Annotated in this window: 19 protein-coding genes; 2 read left to right on the top strand and 17 right to left on the bottom strand. The window is 36.7% G+C overall.

Annotated features, from left to right (window positions below):
• Positions 1-4: 4 nt before the first annotated feature.
• The 4 genes from HZF24_RS14360 to HZF24_RS14345 are packed head-to-tail and all read right to left on the bottom strand — an operon-like array spanning position 5 to position 4,111.
• Positions 5-1,321 carry a sensor histidine kinase gene (locus HZF24_RS14360; protein WP_179239034.1) on the bottom strand — a complete coding sequence of 439 codons (1,317 nt, stop codon included), beginning with the start codon at positions 1,319-1,321 and terminating at the stop codon, positions 5-7.
• A 9-nt stretch (positions 1,322-1,330) separates the two neighbouring features.
• A complete protein-coding gene (locus HZF24_RS14355; RefSeq protein ID WP_179239033.1) occupies positions 1,331-2,074 on the bottom strand; it encodes an ABC transporter permease in 744 nt (247 codons plus the stop codon).
• Positions 2,075-2,785, bottom strand: a complete 711-nt coding sequence (locus tag HZF24_RS14350; protein WP_179239097.1) for an ABC transporter ATP-binding protein — start codon at positions 2,783-2,785, stop codon at positions 2,075-2,077.
• Between the two features lie 60 nt (positions 2,786-2,845).
• Positions 2,846-4,111, bottom strand: coding sequence for a hypothetical protein (locus tag HZF24_RS14345; RefSeq protein ID WP_179239032.1), 1,266 nt, complete (start codon positions 4,109-4,111; stop codon positions 2,846-2,848).
• Between the two features lie 249 nt (positions 4,112-4,360).
• On the opposite strand from HZF24_RS14345, the gene HZF24_RS14340 reads away from it, so the two are divergent.
• Together HZF24_RS14340 and HZF24_RS14335 are read left to right on the top strand one after the other, a co-directional pair.
• Positions 4,361-4,753, top strand: coding sequence for a hypothetical protein (locus tag HZF24_RS14340; protein WP_179239031.1), 393 nt, complete (start codon positions 4,361-4,363; stop codon positions 4,751-4,753).
• A 231-nt stretch (positions 4,754-4,984) separates the two neighbouring features.
• A complete protein-coding gene (locus tag HZF24_RS14335) occupies positions 4,985-5,203 on the top strand; it encodes a small, acid-soluble spore protein, alpha/beta type (RefSeq protein ID WP_179239030.1) in 219 nt (72 codons plus the stop codon).
• Between the two features lie 30 nt (positions 5,204-5,233).
• Here HZF24_RS14335 and HZF24_RS14330 read toward each other — a convergent pair whose 3' ends face one another.
• From HZF24_RS14330 to ftsH, 13 genes are all read right to left on the bottom strand, one after another.
• Complete coding sequence (locus HZF24_RS14330) at positions 5,234-6,133, bottom strand: LCP family protein (protein WP_179239029.1); 900 nt, start codon at positions 6,131-6,133, stop codon at positions 5,234-5,236.
• A gap of 159 nt (positions 6,134-6,292) precedes the next feature.
• A complete protein-coding gene (locus tag HZF24_RS14325; protein WP_179239028.1) occupies positions 6,293-6,841 on the bottom strand; it encodes a cob(I)yrinic acid a,c-diamide adenosyltransferase in 549 nt (182 codons plus the stop codon).
• Complete coding sequence (rsmA, locus tag HZF24_RS14320) at positions 6,838-7,719, bottom strand: 16S rRNA (adenine(1518)-N(6)/adenine(1519)-N(6))-dimethyltransferase RsmA (protein WP_179239027.1); 882 nt, start codon at positions 7,717-7,719, stop codon at positions 6,838-6,840. Before rsmA ends, HZF24_RS14325 begins: the two co-directional genes overlap by 4 nt.
• A 6-nt stretch (positions 7,720-7,725) precedes the next feature.
• A complete protein-coding gene (gene rnmV, locus HZF24_RS14315; RefSeq protein WP_179239026.1) occupies positions 7,726-8,271 on the bottom strand; it encodes a ribonuclease M5 in 546 nt (181 codons plus the stop codon).
• 17 nt (positions 8,272-8,288) lie between these two features.
• The gene (udk, locus tag HZF24_RS14310; protein WP_179239025.1) at positions 8,289-8,921 is read right to left on the bottom strand and encodes a uridine kinase; all 633 of its coding nucleotides are present in this window, start codon (positions 8,919-8,921) and stop codon (positions 8,289-8,291) included.
• Positions 8,922-9,190: 269 nt separating this feature from the next.
• A complete protein-coding gene (locus tag HZF24_RS14305; protein WP_179239024.1) occupies positions 9,191-9,925 on the bottom strand; it encodes a 3D domain-containing protein in 735 nt (244 codons plus the stop codon).
• A 387-nt stretch (positions 9,926-10,312) separates the two neighbouring features.
• Positions 10,313-11,179, bottom strand: a complete 867-nt coding sequence (locus tag HZF24_RS14300) for a pyridoxamine kinase (protein ID WP_179239023.1) — start codon at positions 11,177-11,179, stop codon at positions 10,313-10,315.
• Between the two features lie 102 nt (positions 11,180-11,281).
• The gene (locus tag HZF24_RS14295) at positions 11,282-13,537 is read right to left on the bottom strand and encodes an ABC transporter permease (protein ID WP_246346154.1); all 2,256 of its coding nucleotides are present in this window, start codon (positions 13,535-13,537) and stop codon (positions 11,282-11,284) included.
• Positions 13,531-14,229 carry an ABC transporter ATP-binding protein gene (locus HZF24_RS14290; protein ID WP_179239022.1) on the bottom strand — a complete coding sequence of 233 codons (699 nt, stop codon included), beginning with the start codon at positions 14,227-14,229 and terminating at the stop codon, positions 13,531-13,533. The genes HZF24_RS14295 and HZF24_RS14290 overlap by 7 nt, the downstream gene beginning before the upstream one ends.
• Before the next feature lies 1 nt (position 14,230).
• Complete coding sequence (locus tag HZF24_RS14285) at positions 14,231-14,869, bottom strand: TetR/AcrR family transcriptional regulator (RefSeq protein ID WP_179239021.1); 639 nt, start codon at positions 14,867-14,869, stop codon at positions 14,231-14,233.
• 211 nt (positions 14,870-15,080) lie between these two features.
• Entirely contained in the window at positions 15,081-15,914 is an 834-nt protein-coding gene (locus tag HZF24_RS14280; RefSeq protein ID WP_179239020.1) for a glycosyltransferase family 8 protein, read from the bottom strand.
• 7 nt (positions 15,915-15,921) lie between these two features.
• The gene (locus tag HZF24_RS14275) at positions 15,922-16,380 is read right to left on the bottom strand and encodes a MarR family winged helix-turn-helix transcriptional regulator (protein WP_179239019.1); all 459 of its coding nucleotides are present in this window, start codon (positions 16,378-16,380) and stop codon (positions 15,922-15,924) included.
• Complete coding sequence (gene ftsH, locus HZF24_RS14270; protein WP_179239018.1) at positions 16,377-18,224, bottom strand: ATP-dependent zinc metalloprotease FtsH; 1,848 nt, start codon at positions 18,222-18,224, stop codon at positions 16,377-16,379. Before ftsH ends, HZF24_RS14275 begins: the two co-directional genes overlap by 4 nt.
• Positions 18,225-18,322: the final 98 nt, after the last annotated feature.

The raw sequence follows: 18,322 nt of genomic DNA, 5'->3' as shown, positions 1-18,322 counted from the left end.
TCTTTCATTTCCTCTCATTTAACTTTTTTAAAGAAATAATGATGGAAGCACCTGTGCCAATTTCAGAAATTGCCCAAATTCTTCCTCCTAGGACCTCTACTATCTGCTTTGCAATTGCAAGTCCCAAGCCGCTTGAACCCTCAACCGCTCTTGCAGTATCTGCCTTATAAAACCTATCAAAAACATAAGGCAAATCATCCTTACTGATTCCTGCACCATTATCCTTAAACTCTAATATAACCGATGAATTTGTTTCTCTTAATATAATTTTTAGTTGACCGAATCCCTTTTCGATGTTCCTCTTAGCATTATCTAATATATTTTGTATCACTCGTTTAAATTTTTCACTGTCTATTATTACGAAATATACATCTGAAAGTTCATTCTCTAAGATTATATTTTTATTCTCACGTTCAAATTCCGCTGAACTATCCTCAATGCAACTTTCCATATATTTAACAATATTAACCTTTTCTTTTTCAAAGGGCATTTGATTTAAATCAAGTTTGGAGTACAACAACAAATCCTCTATCATGGTGTCTATCAGCTTTGTTTTTTTGACGGCTTTTGATAAATAGTACTTCTTCTTTTCGTCGGTGTCAGCAACACCGTCCAGAACTCCATCTATATATCCTCTTATGGATGTAACGGGGGTTTTTAGATCATGTGATATGCTTGATATTAAAAATTTTCTGTTTTCATCATATTTTTGCTGATAGTATATAGAGTTTTTAAGCTGCAGACGCAGTTGTTCCACAGCTCTTCCAAGCTCTCTGACTTCACCGTAGCCATGATCTGTAATTGCTGTTTCAAGCTCACCGGTTCTTAACTTCTCCGTTTCCTTTGTTAAATTTGTAATAGGTATTATAATATTTTTCATATTTTGCTTTTGAACAACTGTACTTGCTACAACAAAGACTATCAGAAAAGTTATAAAAACAAATGCAATAAGAGACCTGTAATTATCATCTGTATTTATAACAGGATTAAGGGTTATTATCATATATTTATCACCATTTGATGTTGTAAAGTTTTCCGCATTTATGCTGTAATTTGTATCACCATTGTCATAATAATTATTTTTAACACTTATATTCATCAGCATTTCTTTAATTTGCAGGTTACTGAATTCCTCATTATTATATATAATATTATCATCTTCCATAACAACTATGGCCGTTTCCCCCATACTTACGGAAATGGGCGATTTATTCAATAAATTATAAAAAAAGACATAAGCAAAACCAACACAACCGGTAATAATAATTGTGCCTACGAGCGTCATCATACTTTGTGTTAAAAACCTTTGTTTTAAATTCATAAAATCATCCTAAATATCTTTGTTTTCAAACAGATAATATCCTGCTGTAAATAACATTATACCGTAACCGAGCAAAATTAGAAATACCCTGAGTATCTTGCCGAAATTTATATAGCTGCCCAAGGCCAATCTATACCAATCAAAAGCGGCTGTAAATAACAGGCTTTTTAAGTACGGAAAAGCCAAGCCTACTCCATTAAACACCAAAAACACAAAAACAGAAAGCATAAAAGCGCTTGTTGTCCCCTTTGTAATATTTGAAATCAAGACAACTGCCAATGCAAAGATAAGAATCGGAAAGAATTCCATGATATATGCAATTAATATTTTAAAAAAATTTGGCATACCTCTGTTTATAAACATGGAAGCTACAAGGGACAAAAACATTACCAAAACAAGGTTAGCTATTATGAATACGGCGATAGCAAGAATTTTCCCCAAAAACACCTTAAATCTTGATGCCGGTCCCGTAAGAGTAAATTTAATCGTATGATCGGCAAATTCTCCGGCAAACATATCTATACAAATAAAAGCGGTAAAAAGAGGGAAAAATGTGTAGCTTAAAACTGCCAAAACCATAATTGAAAATTCTGAGCTTCCCGTTATGCTTATTCCCGCAAAGTTATTTAAAGCATATACTGCAATTGCTGTAACAATAACTGAAAAAAAAGAAAATATCAATGATGCTGTAACCTTTTTCTTTTTAGACATTTTAAATATTTCATTTATGTATACTGCATTAAGAGCCTGCATTCATATTACCTCACTTAAATAATAATTCTCTAAAGAAGAATAATTTTTTAAAATATTATGTGTGCTGTCTACACCTAAAAGTTTACCGTTATACAAAATTCCAACTTTATTGCATGTAAGCTCTATATCATGTATTAAATGGCTGGATATAAAAAATGTTGTTTTGTGCTGTTCTGACAGATTAAGTATTAATTTCCTCATCTCCACCATCCCTTCAACATCCAAACCATTTAGGGGCTCGTCCAAAATTAAAACCTCAGGATTTGATAAAATTGCCATGGCGATACCGATTCTTTGCTTCATACCTAGTGAATAGTGCTTTATCTTTTCATTTTTATATTTAATAAGCCCTGTAATCTCCAGGCATTCATCAATTCTCGCTCCATCAACATCATTATTAAAGCGTCCGCACAGCTTCATATTTTCATATGCAGTAAGATAAGAAAATGGGTTTACACTTTCTACAATGCAGCCGACCTTTTTCATTGCCTTTTCATAATCTTTTGAAATCCTATAGCCATTTAGTATAACATCACCCTTATCAGCTTTCATAAGACCCACCATAATCTTCATTGTAGTAGTCTTCCCTGCTCCATTCGGTCCTAAAAATCCGAATATTTCTCCACGGTCAATTTCCAGATTAATGTCATGTATTCCACGGTTATTTTTATACATCTTTGAAAGATTTTCAATTATAATTGCTTTATCCAACATAACCCTCTCCGTAAAATAGTTTTGGGACGCAAAGTACAAAGCCCTTGCGCCCTTTTCTTATTCTAATATCCTAAAGAAGTAAGTATCAAAGTCACCATCATAGTTTGAATACGAATATCCACTCACGTTGCCATCATCATCTTCATCGAATGTAACATCAAATGATATGCTGATATTTTGTAAACCTTCGCGGCGTATAACTCCCTTTTTCTTCTCGCCGTTGCTGTCAGTATAATTTAGTATCGTGTAATGTCTTGACTCACCATAATTCGAACTAAATTCAAAGTTTCTTACTGTATCGGGGGCATACCCCTCATTATAAACCTCATAATATCTACCCTTTATGCTGCCTTTATCAGCAGAGGTTATTTCTACAATTCTTTCACCTTGTTTCACAAAGGAATTGTTTTCTTCTTTTACAATATCATTTTTATATTTTCCAATATATTTCGTATCAAATTCAAAGCCTTCCTTGACATAAGTCACCTTTTGTCCATTTAAATCCGGAGCGACAACAACCGTATTGTTAATATCTTTTACGTCAATTGAAAATTCCACAGTATAAACGTGTTCTGTACCGTTACTGTCCTCTGCAGACATACTTGCAGTAAAAATGCCGCTTTCTATTAGTCCCTCTTCGCTTTCAATTGCCTTTCCTGATGCATTTATAACATATATATTTGATTTAGGATATGGAACATCCAGCCTTTTCGCCGTATAATCATTGATTATTGAATATTTTAATGCAAAGGATGAAACAGCATTCACAAGAGGAGGGACTTCTGTGTCTGATATGTTGCCCATATACATTTTCTTTCCGCCTGATTCCTCGATTTGAATAATATCCTCCAAGCTTCCTACAAATGCATCCATAATTTTTTCTGCATCCTTAACCCGTTCTTCTTCAAATGGATTTTCAATTAATTTTCTGTTATTATTAGATTTTTGTTTCTCTGTTACATTATACGAGCCATCCTCAAAATTTTTGTATATAGACTGATTTTCATCGCTGTACGAATAATTCTTCCTCATTTCACCTTTTTCAAAATGCGTTCCATTTGTTATACGTGATTGTTTTACAAAATCAAACTTTGTATTATCGGTTGATTCCAAGAAAATCTCACCGTCAACTTTTAAAGATACTATAACATCAATACTAAAGTTATCAACCTCATTTGTCAATTTTTCCGCTGTTGTCTTTGCAGAATTTTTCAGGCTGTGGTATCCCGAACCAAGCATAATATCTGCAAAGGCAGATGTTGCAAAAATCAATACCCCAAGAATAAAAACAATGAATATGGCTGATCTTTTATTAATTTTCATTTTCCTGCCTCCAATATATAATTTGGCAACATAAAATCATAAACGTTTATGTAGTTGTATATTTATATAATACATTATTACTCTTGAATAACTATAAACTAATTATTAACAATTTATTAATTTTTAAGTTCATTGTTTCATAATAAATAATAAATAATAAATTTAAAAAGTATGTCGTAACACTTTATAAGCTGTCGAATATGATAATATTGAGCTTGACTCAAATATTAAGAGAAAAAGGTGTTAATTATGAGTTGTGATAGATTTATTAATAGATCCGGAGATTGCGGCCAAGTAATGGGTACATTCGGAGTTCAAAGAATAGCTTTAAGAGGACCTGGATGCATATCAGGAACAGGACTTTGTGACGGCGTAGCAGGAACCGGCGGAAGACGATGCTGCTGCTGTTGTGGAGAAGTTGCAGGAACAGGCGGCGGTTGCGGATGCGGTAATGTTATGGGTACCGGCGGAAGTAACAGATGTAATAACGTTGCGGGTACAGGTGGAAGCAACAGATGTAATAACGTTGCGGGTACCGGCGGAAGAAGCAGATGTAATAACGTTGCAGGAACAGGCGGAAGCAACAGATGCTGGAATGTGTGCGATTGGTGTCTGGGAACACCTACCGTAGTCCCAAGGTAAGCGAAAGCGAAATATCTCGTAGAGCAAAAGATGAGATTCTTCGGGCAAAGCCCTCAGAATGACAGTGAATCTATATGAAATGGGCAGTTTTTCTGCTCATTTTTTTCATTTTATTTTTATTTTTTGAAATATTTTTCAGTTTATATTATTTTTTAAAGTTAATAATAATCTTATAGCTTCATATAAAAATTGGAGCTTGTGTAGGTAAATAATCATAAAGGAGCTGTAAAAATGAGTAGCAGAAATAAATTAGTAGTTCCTGAAGCCCAACAAGCTGTTAACAATTTAAAAATGGAAATAGCTCAGGATTTAGGTGTCCCTGTTTTAAGAAATGCAACTTCAGAAATGTATCCTGCTGTTGTTAATGGATTAAGTGTAAGAGAAATGGTACGAATGGGCGAAAAAATGCTTATAAATAATCAAGCACCTACCGATAGAGATATATTTTAACACTAAATAAAAAACGCCTGACGGCGTTTTTTATTTGATATTAAGTATACCATATACTAAATTTTTTGTTTCCTCTTGATTAATTATATAAAATGAAATATCGTTTATTGTTTTAGGTGCTCCAGGCAAAGTATGGAAGTTTATATTGTCAGTCGAAAGTCCCACACTACTCACTGCCAATGAGGTTGCTTCTGTTAATGCAAAATCTGTTTTCACGTGGGGATATACCTCGCTTACTACCTTTGGCAATCTAAAGGTTAAAGCTTTTTTTATAGCTGCTTTTATGAAACCCTGCTGAGCTTCTATTCTTCCTAAGTCGCCTCCTGAATACCCTCGGTAACCTGCATAATTAGTTTTTCTGAATCTCAAAAACTCCATTGCTCTGTCACCCTTAATCAGCTGTTCTCCCTCTGGTATATTGATATCTAACGGTGGGTCCGAGTAAGGATCTGTATATCTCATATGGAACGGTACATTTACCTCCACTCCTCCAACTGCATCAACTGCAGCTCTTACACCGTCATAGTCAACAGTGACGTATTTGTCAATTTTCATGCCGGTTATACCTAAAATAGTTTCATTAAGTCCTTCTATTCCCTTTACGGTATAAACAGTATTTATTTTATTGTTTGCATTGTTTCTGAATCCATCCCTTTCTATGTATGTATCTCTTGGGATTGATATAATATCAGCTGTCTTCGTCTTCGTATTATAGCTTGCAATCATTATCGTGTCAGAACGTTCATGCTCCAGACCTAATAACAATACGTTAATTCTTTCATTTTTATTGTTACCTATTATATTATTGAAAATATCTGTAGCTTCCACTCTTAAACCATTATCTGAACCCGTCATCATAAACAAACCGCCGGTAACTACCAATGAAAAGCATATGAGCGAAGTAAAGAATACTTTTAAAAAACGCTTCAATTTAAATTCCTCCAATCATATTACTTTTATATCATATCTGAGCAGAGTGCAGCGCAAGCTCGCTTGCATTGCCGAGGCGATGGTATGATATATGCATTATATGATATCATAAATATATTATTTGTAAAGAATTCAAATATTAAGAATTTATGAAGATTTTTACAACTTTTCATTGTAGAATTTTTCAAAATCCATAATAGTTAAATCACTTTCCAGGTATCTTGCATAGGTGTATAGAACATCAGACAAACGGTTCACGAATTTTAACAGAATATCACTTACCGATTCTTCTCTTTTGAGAGTCAATATTCTTCTTTCGGCTCTTCTGCATATTGTTCTTGAAACATGAAGTGCTGCTGCAGCCTCTGATGAGCCGGGAACTATAAATTTATCAACACCTTTTATCTTAGGAAGATAATCATCGATTATCTTTTCTAATGCAACAATATCCTCTTCCTTTATTTTATAGACATATTTACCTTCTTCCACCGTCGCCAATTCACCTGCTACAAAGAATAACCTCATTTGAATTTTCTTCAGCTTTTCTTTTATTTCCTCATCTTTTACAAACTTCATCGCAAAACCGATCGATGAGTTAAGCTCGTCAACTGTTCCATAGGATTCTACTCTCAATGAATCCTTGTATACTCTCGTACCATCATACAGAGATGTTTGTCCCTTGTCGCCTGTCTTTGTGTAAATTTTCATATATTCCTCCCATTATCTAAAATTTTACTGATTTCATCTGAAATTTTTCCAAATTCCTCAAGTCCTAAATTTTCTCCTCTAATTCCGGGATCTATATTTGAATTTTCTAAGGCAGTTTTTACTGTTTCCTTAGGAATTTTAAGATTGTTACTTAAACCGTTTAACAATGTTTTTCTTCTCTGTCCGAATGATGCCTTTATTATATCAAACATCAGTTTTTCATCATTAACCTTTATCTTGGGGGCATTTAATATATTAAATTCAATAACCGCCGAATCTACCTTAGGTCTTGGCATAAATACGGTATTGGGTACAATAATAGCAATATTGGTATCAGCCCTGTATTGAACAGCTAATGTTATTGCCCCGTATTCCTTGCTGCCGGGCTTTGAATTTAATCGCTGTGCAACTTCCTTCTGTACCATTACAACAATTTTAGATACCTTGTAACCTTCCTCCAATATTTTCATAATAATCGGTGTTGTAATGTAGTAGGGCAGGTTCGCAACTATTTTTACATCAAGACCTTTAAATTCTTCTTCTATCAACTTATTCACATCAACCTTCATAAAGTCATCGTAAATTATTTTAAGATTGTCAAAATTTAAGGTTTCCTTGTGAACCTCAATCAGGCTTTTGTCAACCTCAACAGCAACAACCTTCTTTGCCTTGCCGCATAAAATCTGAGTAAGAGTTCCGAAGCCCGGACCTATTTCCAAGACACCTGAATTTTCATCCAGTTCTGCGGTTTCAGCTATTTTATTTATTATATTGCCATCTATAAGAAAATTTTGACCTAAGCTTTTGCTGAATTTAAATCCGTATTTATCAAGTATGTATTTCATCACTCTAGGTGAATATAACTTTTTATCATCCATTAATCTTTATTCCTCGTTATTTTCAACTTTAATTATAGCTTCTTCCAATTCCTCTCTCGTAATACCAAAAGAATTCAATCTTTTTAAAAATTGCTTTGCGCTGCAATAGCCTATGGCAAGCTCATCACCAAGCAGCCCTCTCATTTTTGAAGCATTGTCATTACCCACAAGGCCGTAATAAACCATATCTTTATTTGTAAATTCCGCAACACTGTCTGAAATTTCTGCTCTTGCATTTTTTAAAGCTTCTCTGATGACCTCGGGGGATGCATTTTCGACACCTATGTCATCATCCTTTTTTGCCTTATCTCTGGGTATATATGCGTGCTTGCAGTTTTCTATTTCCTCTGCAAGAATATTTCTGATCTTTTTGCCCGGAAAATCGGGATCAGTCAAAATTATTATACCTCTGTTTTTGGAAGCTTTCTTTATAACCTTGATTATATTTTCATTTATACCAAGACCGCTGGTCGCTATTACTTCTGCATCCACTGCTCTTTTTACAGCTGATATATCAGATTTTCCTTCAACTACTATTATTTCCTTTATCAAATTAGCACCTCTTCAAGCTAAGCTCTGTAAGCATGTTCGAGCAATGATTTAATTTTTGTAACCATCAGATCAACCGCCACCAAATTATTGCCGCCTTCCGTAACAATGATGTCCGCATATTTTTTGCTTGGCTCGATAAATTGCTCATGTGCCGGTCTTACAGTGCTCATATACTGATTAATAACCGAATCCAAGCTTCTTTTTCTTTCATTCATGTCTCTTACAATTCTTCTTAAAATTCTTATATCTGCATCAGTGTCCACAAATATTTTTATGTCTAACAGCTCTCTTATTCTTTCTTCATAAAAAATCAGCAAGCCTTCAACTATAATTATTTCCTTGGGTTCTGAAATAATTGTTTCCTTTGTTCTGTTATGTATTCCATAATCATAGATGGGTTTTTGTATCGTACTTCCTTTTTTTAATTCCTTTATATGTTCCACAAACAAATCCGTGTCAAACGCAAACGGATGGTCATAATTAGTTTTACATCTTTGCTCGTATGTTAAATGGCTTTGGTCCTTATAATAAGCATCATGTTCCATTATTGATATACTTTTTTCCGGAACCTCTGAATTAATTCTGTTAACGATTGTTGTTTTACCTGAACCGCTGCCGCCACATACTCCAATAAAAATAGGTTGCCTCATAATTTCCTCTCATATATTGTTTTCTACTTACAATATACACTATTTTTTGCAATTTGCATACAAGAAAATTTGCTGCGCAAATTCCGCTAGGGGGACCTATGTCCCCCTTCGGCGTAAAAATGTAAACATTTTTACTGAGCACTCCTCTTAACGGCAAGGACGTACCGTCCTTTGCAATCCTCGTTTTTCATACAATAGACTTTCCTATTGTATGAAAAAAGGAAAAAATCAATATGATTTTTTCCTTTCTTCTCTCGCTTAATGATATTTTACTCTAAAATATAAACTTTTACTTGTCTTATTCCAAACCAGTACGCGTCGGTACCGTCTTCCATAAACAAGTCTATTCTGTTTCCCTTGATTGCTCCACCCGTATCAAGTGCCGTTGCGAACCCATAGTCAGGACTGCCATCTATGGAAGCTACGTATAGCTTCGTTCCAAGAGGTATTACTTTCGGGTCAACCGCAACTGTTCCTGGCTGAGCTTTTGCGCCAGATGCCGTAATACCGTAGTAGGGATCTCCGGGTCTTTTACCCGTACTTTCAAACGATAAGTCATACGCTGTCGCAACCATATCAAGTTCATCTTTAAATCTGAACCCGCCTCTTGAGGTTGCCACTGTATTTTCCTTCGTACCTACTTCGATAATTTTATCAACAGGATCCTTGATGATTATTTCTTCCTCTAATGTTCTGAGCACCATCATTCCATCTACATAGCACTCCTGATACACTGATTTCTTTAAACCATCCGAACCTTGCTGAATTACTTGTTTATAGTCTACATATTTTTGATCATTATATAATATTTGTGTGTTATGCTCTACCTTACTTCTGTCAATATCATACTTTAATTCCTTTAATGGAGATTTTGCTTCTGCTTCATCATCCTTGAATATGCTTGCAAAAGCGCTGTATTTAGAGTCTCCCTCATTACTATCATTAATTACAATAAAGCTCATTATTAAAATTGTTACAACTATTAATGGGTATATTTTCTTCATATTACCACCAACCTTTAATAATATCCAAAAAATTGACCTGCGCATTGTCAATTAAAGGTATAAATTTTTACTTGAAAAATTTACTTTTTGTATAAGTATGAACTTACACATTATTGGCAATCCCTATGCAAAATCCCATAAATTTTTGCACAAGACGTATTATAACTCTAATACGGAAAAAAAACAAGCTTTTTTTATCGAAAATATTATTATTTTTATAAAATGTTTGTCCACAGTACATTTCAAAGGGATTTTTAAGTAAATTTTTCTGTAAATTATTTTTATTATTAGCAATTTTTATAAAAATATACCATAATAAGCAATAAAAAAAAGAGAATGCATTTCAGGTACATTCTCCGGGGGTTAATCTCATATTCTCATATTTAATCACATTTGTGTATAAATAAAGTTTTCCTTTTCTACGTACAGTTCCTTCATTATTTTTTCAAACAAAACACCCTCTGAGCCGGGAGTTTCAGCCTCATATGTTGCCGTTACAGCTTTTGAAACAAAGACAGAAGCATATTCCATTGCTTCGGGAAGACTTTTCCCCTGCAGCAGATAACCTAAAAATAATGAAGTAAACAAATCTCCCGTTCCGGGATATCTTTTATTGACATAATCAAACGGTACCTTGTAAAACTTGTCATTGATCTTATCATAGCATCCGTTTATGTGTTCGCCGTCCTCTGTTATAACTCCGGTTATTACAGATATTGACGGTCCCATATCGCAAAGGCGTTTTAAATATTGCTTGAGCTTTTCAATATTTATCTTTTCGCTTGTATATTTTTCTCTCAGAAGAATTTCCGCTTCTGTAAGATTTGGTGTTATAATATCCGCAACACTCACAAGAGTATTCATTTTTTCTACCATTGCATTTGTATAGGTCTGATAAATGACGCCGTGGTCACCCATTACAGGGTCAACAACTATCAGAGGATTATTGATTTTTTTTACTCTGCCTATAATGCTTTTCATTATATCTATTTGCTTTTCAGAACCGATAAAACCACTGTACACACAGTCAAAGACTGCATTGTTCTTCTCCCACATATTGAAATACTCTTCCATATGGTCGGTAAAATCAAAAAAGTAAAAATCCTTAAATTCTGAATGACTGCTTAATAATGCTGTCGGAAGCGGGCACACTTGACAGCCCAATGCCGACATGACAGGCATTATAACCGTCATCGAGCATCTTCCTATACCTGACATATCATGAATTGCCGCAACCTTTGGAATGTTATGCATATCTTTCTCCTAAATAATTGGTATATATATTATAAAATTCATCTGTATCTTTAAAAAGGTACAGAACAATATATATCAGCAATGACAGATGTCAGTTATTTTTTATTCTGCATTAGATTTAAGTGCCTCACTCATTGCAACTCTGTCTACTTTTCTAGCACACATCATTTTGCTTACCTCATAAGTAAGCAGTATCGCCGCAAAACAAATGATAATATAAAGAGGATTGACTATAACAGGCAGTACCATATTTATCTGTTCTCCCAGATACCCATATATGCCGCCCATAGACAAAGCCATTAAAGGAATACCAAGCAGGAAGCCGACAACAACAATATAGACGGTCCCGCCTAAAACAAGGGAACGCACTTCTTTTTTCTTATATCCGAAAATCTTAAAAAGAGAAATCGTCTTTTTGCTTTCTTCTATTATTAATGATGTAACCAAAAAGATTATTATCAGCCCTATGATACATGCAGAGGCAGTCATGGCTATAATCGCTGACAACATGGGCCCCATAAACTCGGATGCCGCATTTTCAACATCCTCAAGAGACTTCATCCCCGAAAGCTGATCACCTGGTATATCAAGCCTTATGTTGCTCCAATATCCGATATGAGCGTCTTTCGGCAGTCCTAATTTTATGTTTAACTCAGCAATCGGCATGAAAATGAATTGTCCGGCTTGTGTCCCCGATACGGCGTCAATCATGAAATCATAGGTCTTGCCGTCACGTTTACCGATTACACTTACCGTATCTCCGGCACCAACCTTCAGCCTCTCGGCCAATGGTCTTGTAATAATAGTCTGATTAACCGACAGGGGATTGCCGTTCAAATCTTCCAAGAAAATCATCTCCGAATCAGACTGAACCCCCGTTACATAAAACTCCATAATTTCGTTGCCTTCAGGGTAAAATTTTTCTGCCGAAAAAACTTCGGCATCTTCAGGCGCAGTACCATAATGCCATTGCCTGAAGGAATACTCATATGCAAAATCATAGGTACCTTCTGTACTGCTGCTGAACACATGATTCAAGGAGTTCTGAATCGTGAAGCCAAGCATCATAAGTGCGGATGCCCCCATAATTCCAAACAAAAGGAATAAAAGCCGCGAAATGCTTCTCATTTGCTCCCTGAGTTTATATTTTGTATTGAATTTAAATTTTTCAAGATTGACAACACGTTCAAGGGCATTTACTTTTGTTTTATGCTTATCTCCTTTCATAAGCTCCATGGGTGTTTGACTCAGCTGTCGGCGGATAATAAAGTAGCTGCTGACTCCCATCAATATTATCGGTAATAAGACTCCCAGTGCAATATGAAGCACATTCCATTCTATTCCTGTAAACGGAACATTATAGTACATGAGCATAGCGTTAACTCCGGGTGAAAGGCAGGGTAATGCAAGCAGTACGCCCGACAATCCTCCTATGGCGGGCAGAAGTACAGGAATGACCATATAATGTCTGACCAGCTCACGACGTCTATATCCCTGGGCATAAAACGTGCCGATGATTACCGATTCAGCTCGGATAATTCTGCGGTTCATAATACCCACGATAATACAGCAAAGCAAAAACATTGCTATGGGAATTGGTATGCTCATGCTCTGCATTCCTGTCACAGACGCCCAGGGAACGCTCATGCGCTTGTTATTTCTGTTATCAATCCAATCTGATATATTAACACCTTCATTTTCCAACCTTTCACGCAGTATGACCGCCTGCTGGTTAATGCTTGTATTGCTGTCATCAAAACGAACTGTGTAGCCGCGAAGATAGCCTCCTGATGCCTCCATATCTTCTCTGCCGACAATTCCTACACCAAAATTGCTGTATGATACCAGAATATCAAATGGATTTTTAAGAGGATAAATATAGTTTGGCAGGGATATAAGTCCGGTTACGGTAAATGTTTTTCCGTTAATCTCTATTGTGCTACCCGGCAAATATCCGTTTGCCTCCGCATACAAATTTTCAAGCAGTATCTGACCGGAAGATGACAGATCCTGACCCTCGTTCAAAGCAGGTATATTAATTTTTTGGTTAGGAGAAATTAATCTCAAGGTCTGAGACTGAGAAAGCTCCACGTCCATACTTATGAAATCTTCCATTGAAAGTCCAAGCTCCCTTTCAATTTCACCAATATCGGATATCGGGTAATCGGTTGTAAAAGATATATCCTCCTGACGATTATTCTCCGCAAATGAAGTCAGTAACCGGCCGAGATTCTGTCCTATCCCTCCCATAACAACCAATGTAAAGCTTGCAAAGAAAATCAGAAGTATAATACCTGTATAGCGACCAAAATTCTCCCGCATCATGCGGAAAATACGTTTGTTAAGTACCATCACCATTCAATCCTTTCTGCCGGAATTATTTCATCATTCCTTATTACCTCCGTAATCTCACCGCTGCGCAGCTTATAAACCACATGGGCCATATCACCGATAGCGATATTGTGCGTAATCATAAGTATGGTAGTACCAAATTCACGGTTTATTTTTTGCAGGAGTGACAGCACATCCCTGGATGTCTCGAAGTCCAAAGCACCTGTGGGTTCATCGCAAAGAAGCAGCTTCGGGTTTTTAACAATTGCCCGTGCAACTGCAACCCGCTGCTGCTCGCCGCCTGACAGCTCCCGTGGGAAGCGGTTCTTTTTATCCTCAAGCCCAACTATTGATAAAATTTCATTCAGTCTTAATGGCGAATCACTTATATTCGCACATACTTCAATATTTTCAGAAACCGTAAGGTTAGGCACAAGATTATAAAACTGAAAGATAAAACCTACATTCTTACGGCGATACTCCGTAAGAGCATCATCATCAAATCCGGCAACATTATCATTGTCCACTATGATGCTTCCCGAATCGACACGGTCAACTCCGCCTATCATATTCATCAGTGTGGATTTTCCCGAACCGGAAGGACCCAAGATAACGCCGATATGACCTTTTTCCAATGAAATATCCACATTCTTCAGCACATCATTTTTACCGTCTCCCGATCCGTAGCTTTTACAAAGACTTTCTGCTGATATAAACATTTTAACAACCCATCCCTTCTTTTAATAACGACACCATGTTATTAAGCATTTTTATGCTCTCATCATATGCTTCCTTACTCATTTCAAAATTTTGATCTTGTATTCCTTTAAACATATGCATCTCCATTCTGTCTACAACACCTTGGAAAAACAGGAGCAATGTCTCGTCGTCGATATCGCTTCTGACAGTTCCTTTTTTCTTACCGTTGCGGATAAGTGACAGCATATAGGATTCACTTGTCTTCCAGATTTCGTCGCTCAGGTTTTTCGTCAACTCTCCGAATTTGCCGAACATAACGTCAGATGTAAACGCCACAAGCAAGGGCTCCCTTTTTAATAAATCCACTCTGTTTCCTCTTTGAGCCGACAAAAAATATTCAAATACATCCATGTCGCACAAAGCTTCTCGTTTATCAATCTCATTCATAAAATATTCGAGAGCCCAGGTTGCGGAATACAAAAGCAGCTCTTTCTTATCGGAGAAATACTGATAGATACTTCCCTTTGCCACACCGGCATTTGCGGCTATGGCATCAACCGTTGCACGCTCAAAACCCTTCTGATGAAATTCATCTATTGCAGAGCGCAATATTTTTTCTTTTTTATCCTCATCCAATCGATGAAATGTTTTTTTAGGCAATATTATACCTCCAATAAAATAATGACTATACAGTCATATTGTATGACTGTATAGTCATTATGTCAAGCTTTTAAATAAATAAAGATGACTTCAAATGAAATCATCTTTATAAAAAGTAAAGTGTATGTAAATACTCTTTACAAGGGGGGCTTAATTAATATCATATAATTATATAATTATATGCGCTATTAGTCAATACGGGGTTTCCATTTCATTCCATTGCGCAAATTTTCCTGTTTACTAAATTTTCAAAATAGTAATAAAAAACTCCCAGCTCTCCTTTATAGTTGTTTTTCCAGGGCTTATTTCTTCCGCAGTAATGTATGATTGACGTATTGTTCGCTATCCATCTCATATCCCTTTTCGTGCTTATGTTCTTCGGATTCGCATTATACAGGTATAAATATCTGTCACTTAAATTATATATCATCGCATCAACATGGACTGTCCTGTCGGCATACACACCATTGATTACATCCTGATCCGGCAACAGGAAAAAAGCTTTTTTATTTTCGATATAGTCATAAACCTCCCGGATATTCTGGCTTTTCCTTAATTCCTGTAAATTCAAAAGCATGACGCCTGAGTTAATATATGTGCTGTCCTCAGGCATGTCAAGCCTTAATTCATTAATTTTTTTAAGACTTTTACTCACATGGGATGCCGCAGCAAAAAAATTGTCGCCCATATCCATGTTGTATAAGCCGCTTATCCTGTTAATAATCACTATGTCCGGATCAAGATATAAAATTCTGTCCACGGATTCCGGGAGATATTGAGCTGCAAAAATGCGGTAATACATTTCTTTCGGATATCTGTACGTTACAGGCGCTTCATCGAACATACCCTCAGGTATTTTTACATCTGTAATTTTACACCTGTCTATACATACACTGTTGACTATTAAAATCAGATCATCTTCGTCTAAGGATGAATGAACAATATATACCTCAAATTTCTCATTATCGTCAGATTTAATAAGAGAAGTAAGCATAACTATCAATTGTTCAATATAATTCGAATTAAGGGTTACTAAAATATTCATTTACAAATCACTCCTGATTACTTATACTTTTTTCAAAATCCTCCAACAATTCATTGAGGGCGGTTATTCCTTTGATTATTGAATCGAATTTCTCATCGTCCATATCTTTTAGAACCGCTCCATATCTTTCTTTCAATTCATTATTGATTCTCCCCAATACGCTCTCACCCTTTTCGGTCAGCAAAAGCTCCACAACTCTTTCATCTTCCTTGCTTCTTTTCCTTATAATAAAACCGTCCTTTTCCAGCTTCTTGCACATGTTGGAAGCATTGCTGCCGCAAACATCCAGTATTTTTGATATGGTGCCTACATTTACATCATCGCATTCCTTGACGGCAGACAACACCCTTCCCTGCATGGCTGTAAGTCCATGAGCTTCCATTACAGGACCGAGGATCGCCTGAAGCGCTGTCGTAACATTTCTTGTCATATCCCACAATTCTCTTTTTAATATTTCATCTTTCATAATGCTTCACTCCCCATCTGCTCCTTATTGAGAATTTCCATAAATTCATCCCCCGTAATTGTTTCCTTTTCCAATAAATAGCTTGCCAGCTCATGAAGCTTGTTTTCATTTTCCTTCAAAATATTTATTGCCTTTTCATGAGCATTTTTAATTATTTTCAGCACCTCATCATCTATTTTGCTTGAAGTAACGGATGAGCAGGCAAGAGATGAGTCTCCTCCCAAATAAGGATTAGCCACGCTTTCCAATGCCATCATGTCAAATTCTTCACTCATTCCGTAGCGGGTTACCATTGCCCTTGCCAATTTAGTTGCCTGTTCAATATCATTTGAAGCACCTGTCGTAAATGTATTGAACACTACCTCCTCGGCAGCGCGTCCGCCCGTAAATGTAACAATTTTATTGAATGCCTCTTCCTTGCTCAACAAAAATTGCTCTTCTTCGGCCACCTGCATAGTATAGCCCAGCGCTCCGGAGGTACGCGGTATTATGGTGATTTTATGAACAGGAGCAGATTCCGTTTGCTTTGCAGCTACCAAGGCATGCCCAATCTCATGATATGCGACAATTTTCTTTTCCTTGGGAGATATCACCGCATTTTTTCTTTGATATCCGGCAATGACAACTTCAACTGCCTCCTCCAAATCCTCCTGAGTAGTAACATTTCTTCCGCTTTTAACTGCTCTCAGTGCACCCTCGTTAATTATGTTTGCAAGCTCTGCACCGCTGGCGCCGGCTGTTGCTCTTGCTATTGCATTATAATCTATGCTTTCATCCATTTTTACATTTTTAGCATGGACATTTAAAATAGCTTCACGTCCTGCCAGATCAGGAAGCTCAACAGGTATTCTTCTGTCAAAGCGGCCGGGTCTCAGAAGTGCTCTGTCCAGCGATTCGGGTCTGTTGGTAGCGGCTAGAATCACAACTCCCTTCTGTCCGTCAAAGCCGTCCATTTCAGTTAAAAGCTGATTCAAGGTCTGCTCTCTTTCATCATTGCCGCCCATGCCGCTTACCGAATCTCTTTTTTTACCTATGGTATCTATTTCATCTATAAATATTATGCACGGTGCTTTTTCCTGCGCCTGCTTGAACAAATCTCTGACCTTGGCTGCACCCATACCAACAAACATTTCAACAAATTCAGATCCGGAAATCGAAAAGAACGGTACCTTTGCTTCGCCCGCAACGGCCTTAGCCAACAGTGTCTTGCCGGTTCCCGGAGGTCCCACCAGCAGTGCGCCCTTTGGCATCGCGGCACCGATTGCTTCATATTTTTGCGGGTTATGAAGAAAATCAACTATTTCGGTCAGAGCCTCCTTGGCCTCATCCTGTCCCGCAACATCCTCAAATCTTTTGCCGGTCTGTGCCTCCACATAAATTTTTGCATTGCTTTTACCGAACTGCATTGCTCCCGAGCCCATCCTTTTCTGCATCTGCCTTGACATAAGCTGACCTATCGCTATAAAAAATATAAGCGGCAGAACCCACGATATGAGAGCATTCACAAACATGGAATTTTCCTTTGGGTATACTCTGTCAAATGCTATATTTTGCCCGGCAGCAAGGAGTCTGTCCACCAGGTACGGATCCTCCATCTTGTTGGTTAAATAAATCTTTTCAGAATTAGATTTTGTCAAAAATGCAATTTGCTTTTCTTCAACCTCCACGGTAGTAACATCTCCCGATTGTATCATGGATAAAAATGTACCGTAGTCCACCTCTTGAACCTCCGGATTCATTTTATTAATATATGGCATAACCAATGAATTTAATAGCAATATGACTATTAAAACTATTCCGTAATAATAAATAAATGGTTTTCTTGTATTCTGTGTCTCTTTCATAATTCCTCCCGATAATCTGGCAGGCTGTTGAAAAAGTTCATCCTGCAAGGCGCCGGAAGACGGGCAACCGCAGCGTATTAGACATACGTGAGGATTGA

This window comes from Sedimentibacter hydroxybenzoicus DSM 7310 (genome assembly GCF_013403245.1).
Classification (GTDB): Bacteria; Bacillota; Clostridia; order Tissierellales; family Sedimentibacteraceae; genus Sedimentibacter; species Sedimentibacter hydroxybenzoicus.
This window is presented reverse-complemented; position numbering and strand designations above follow the sequence as displayed.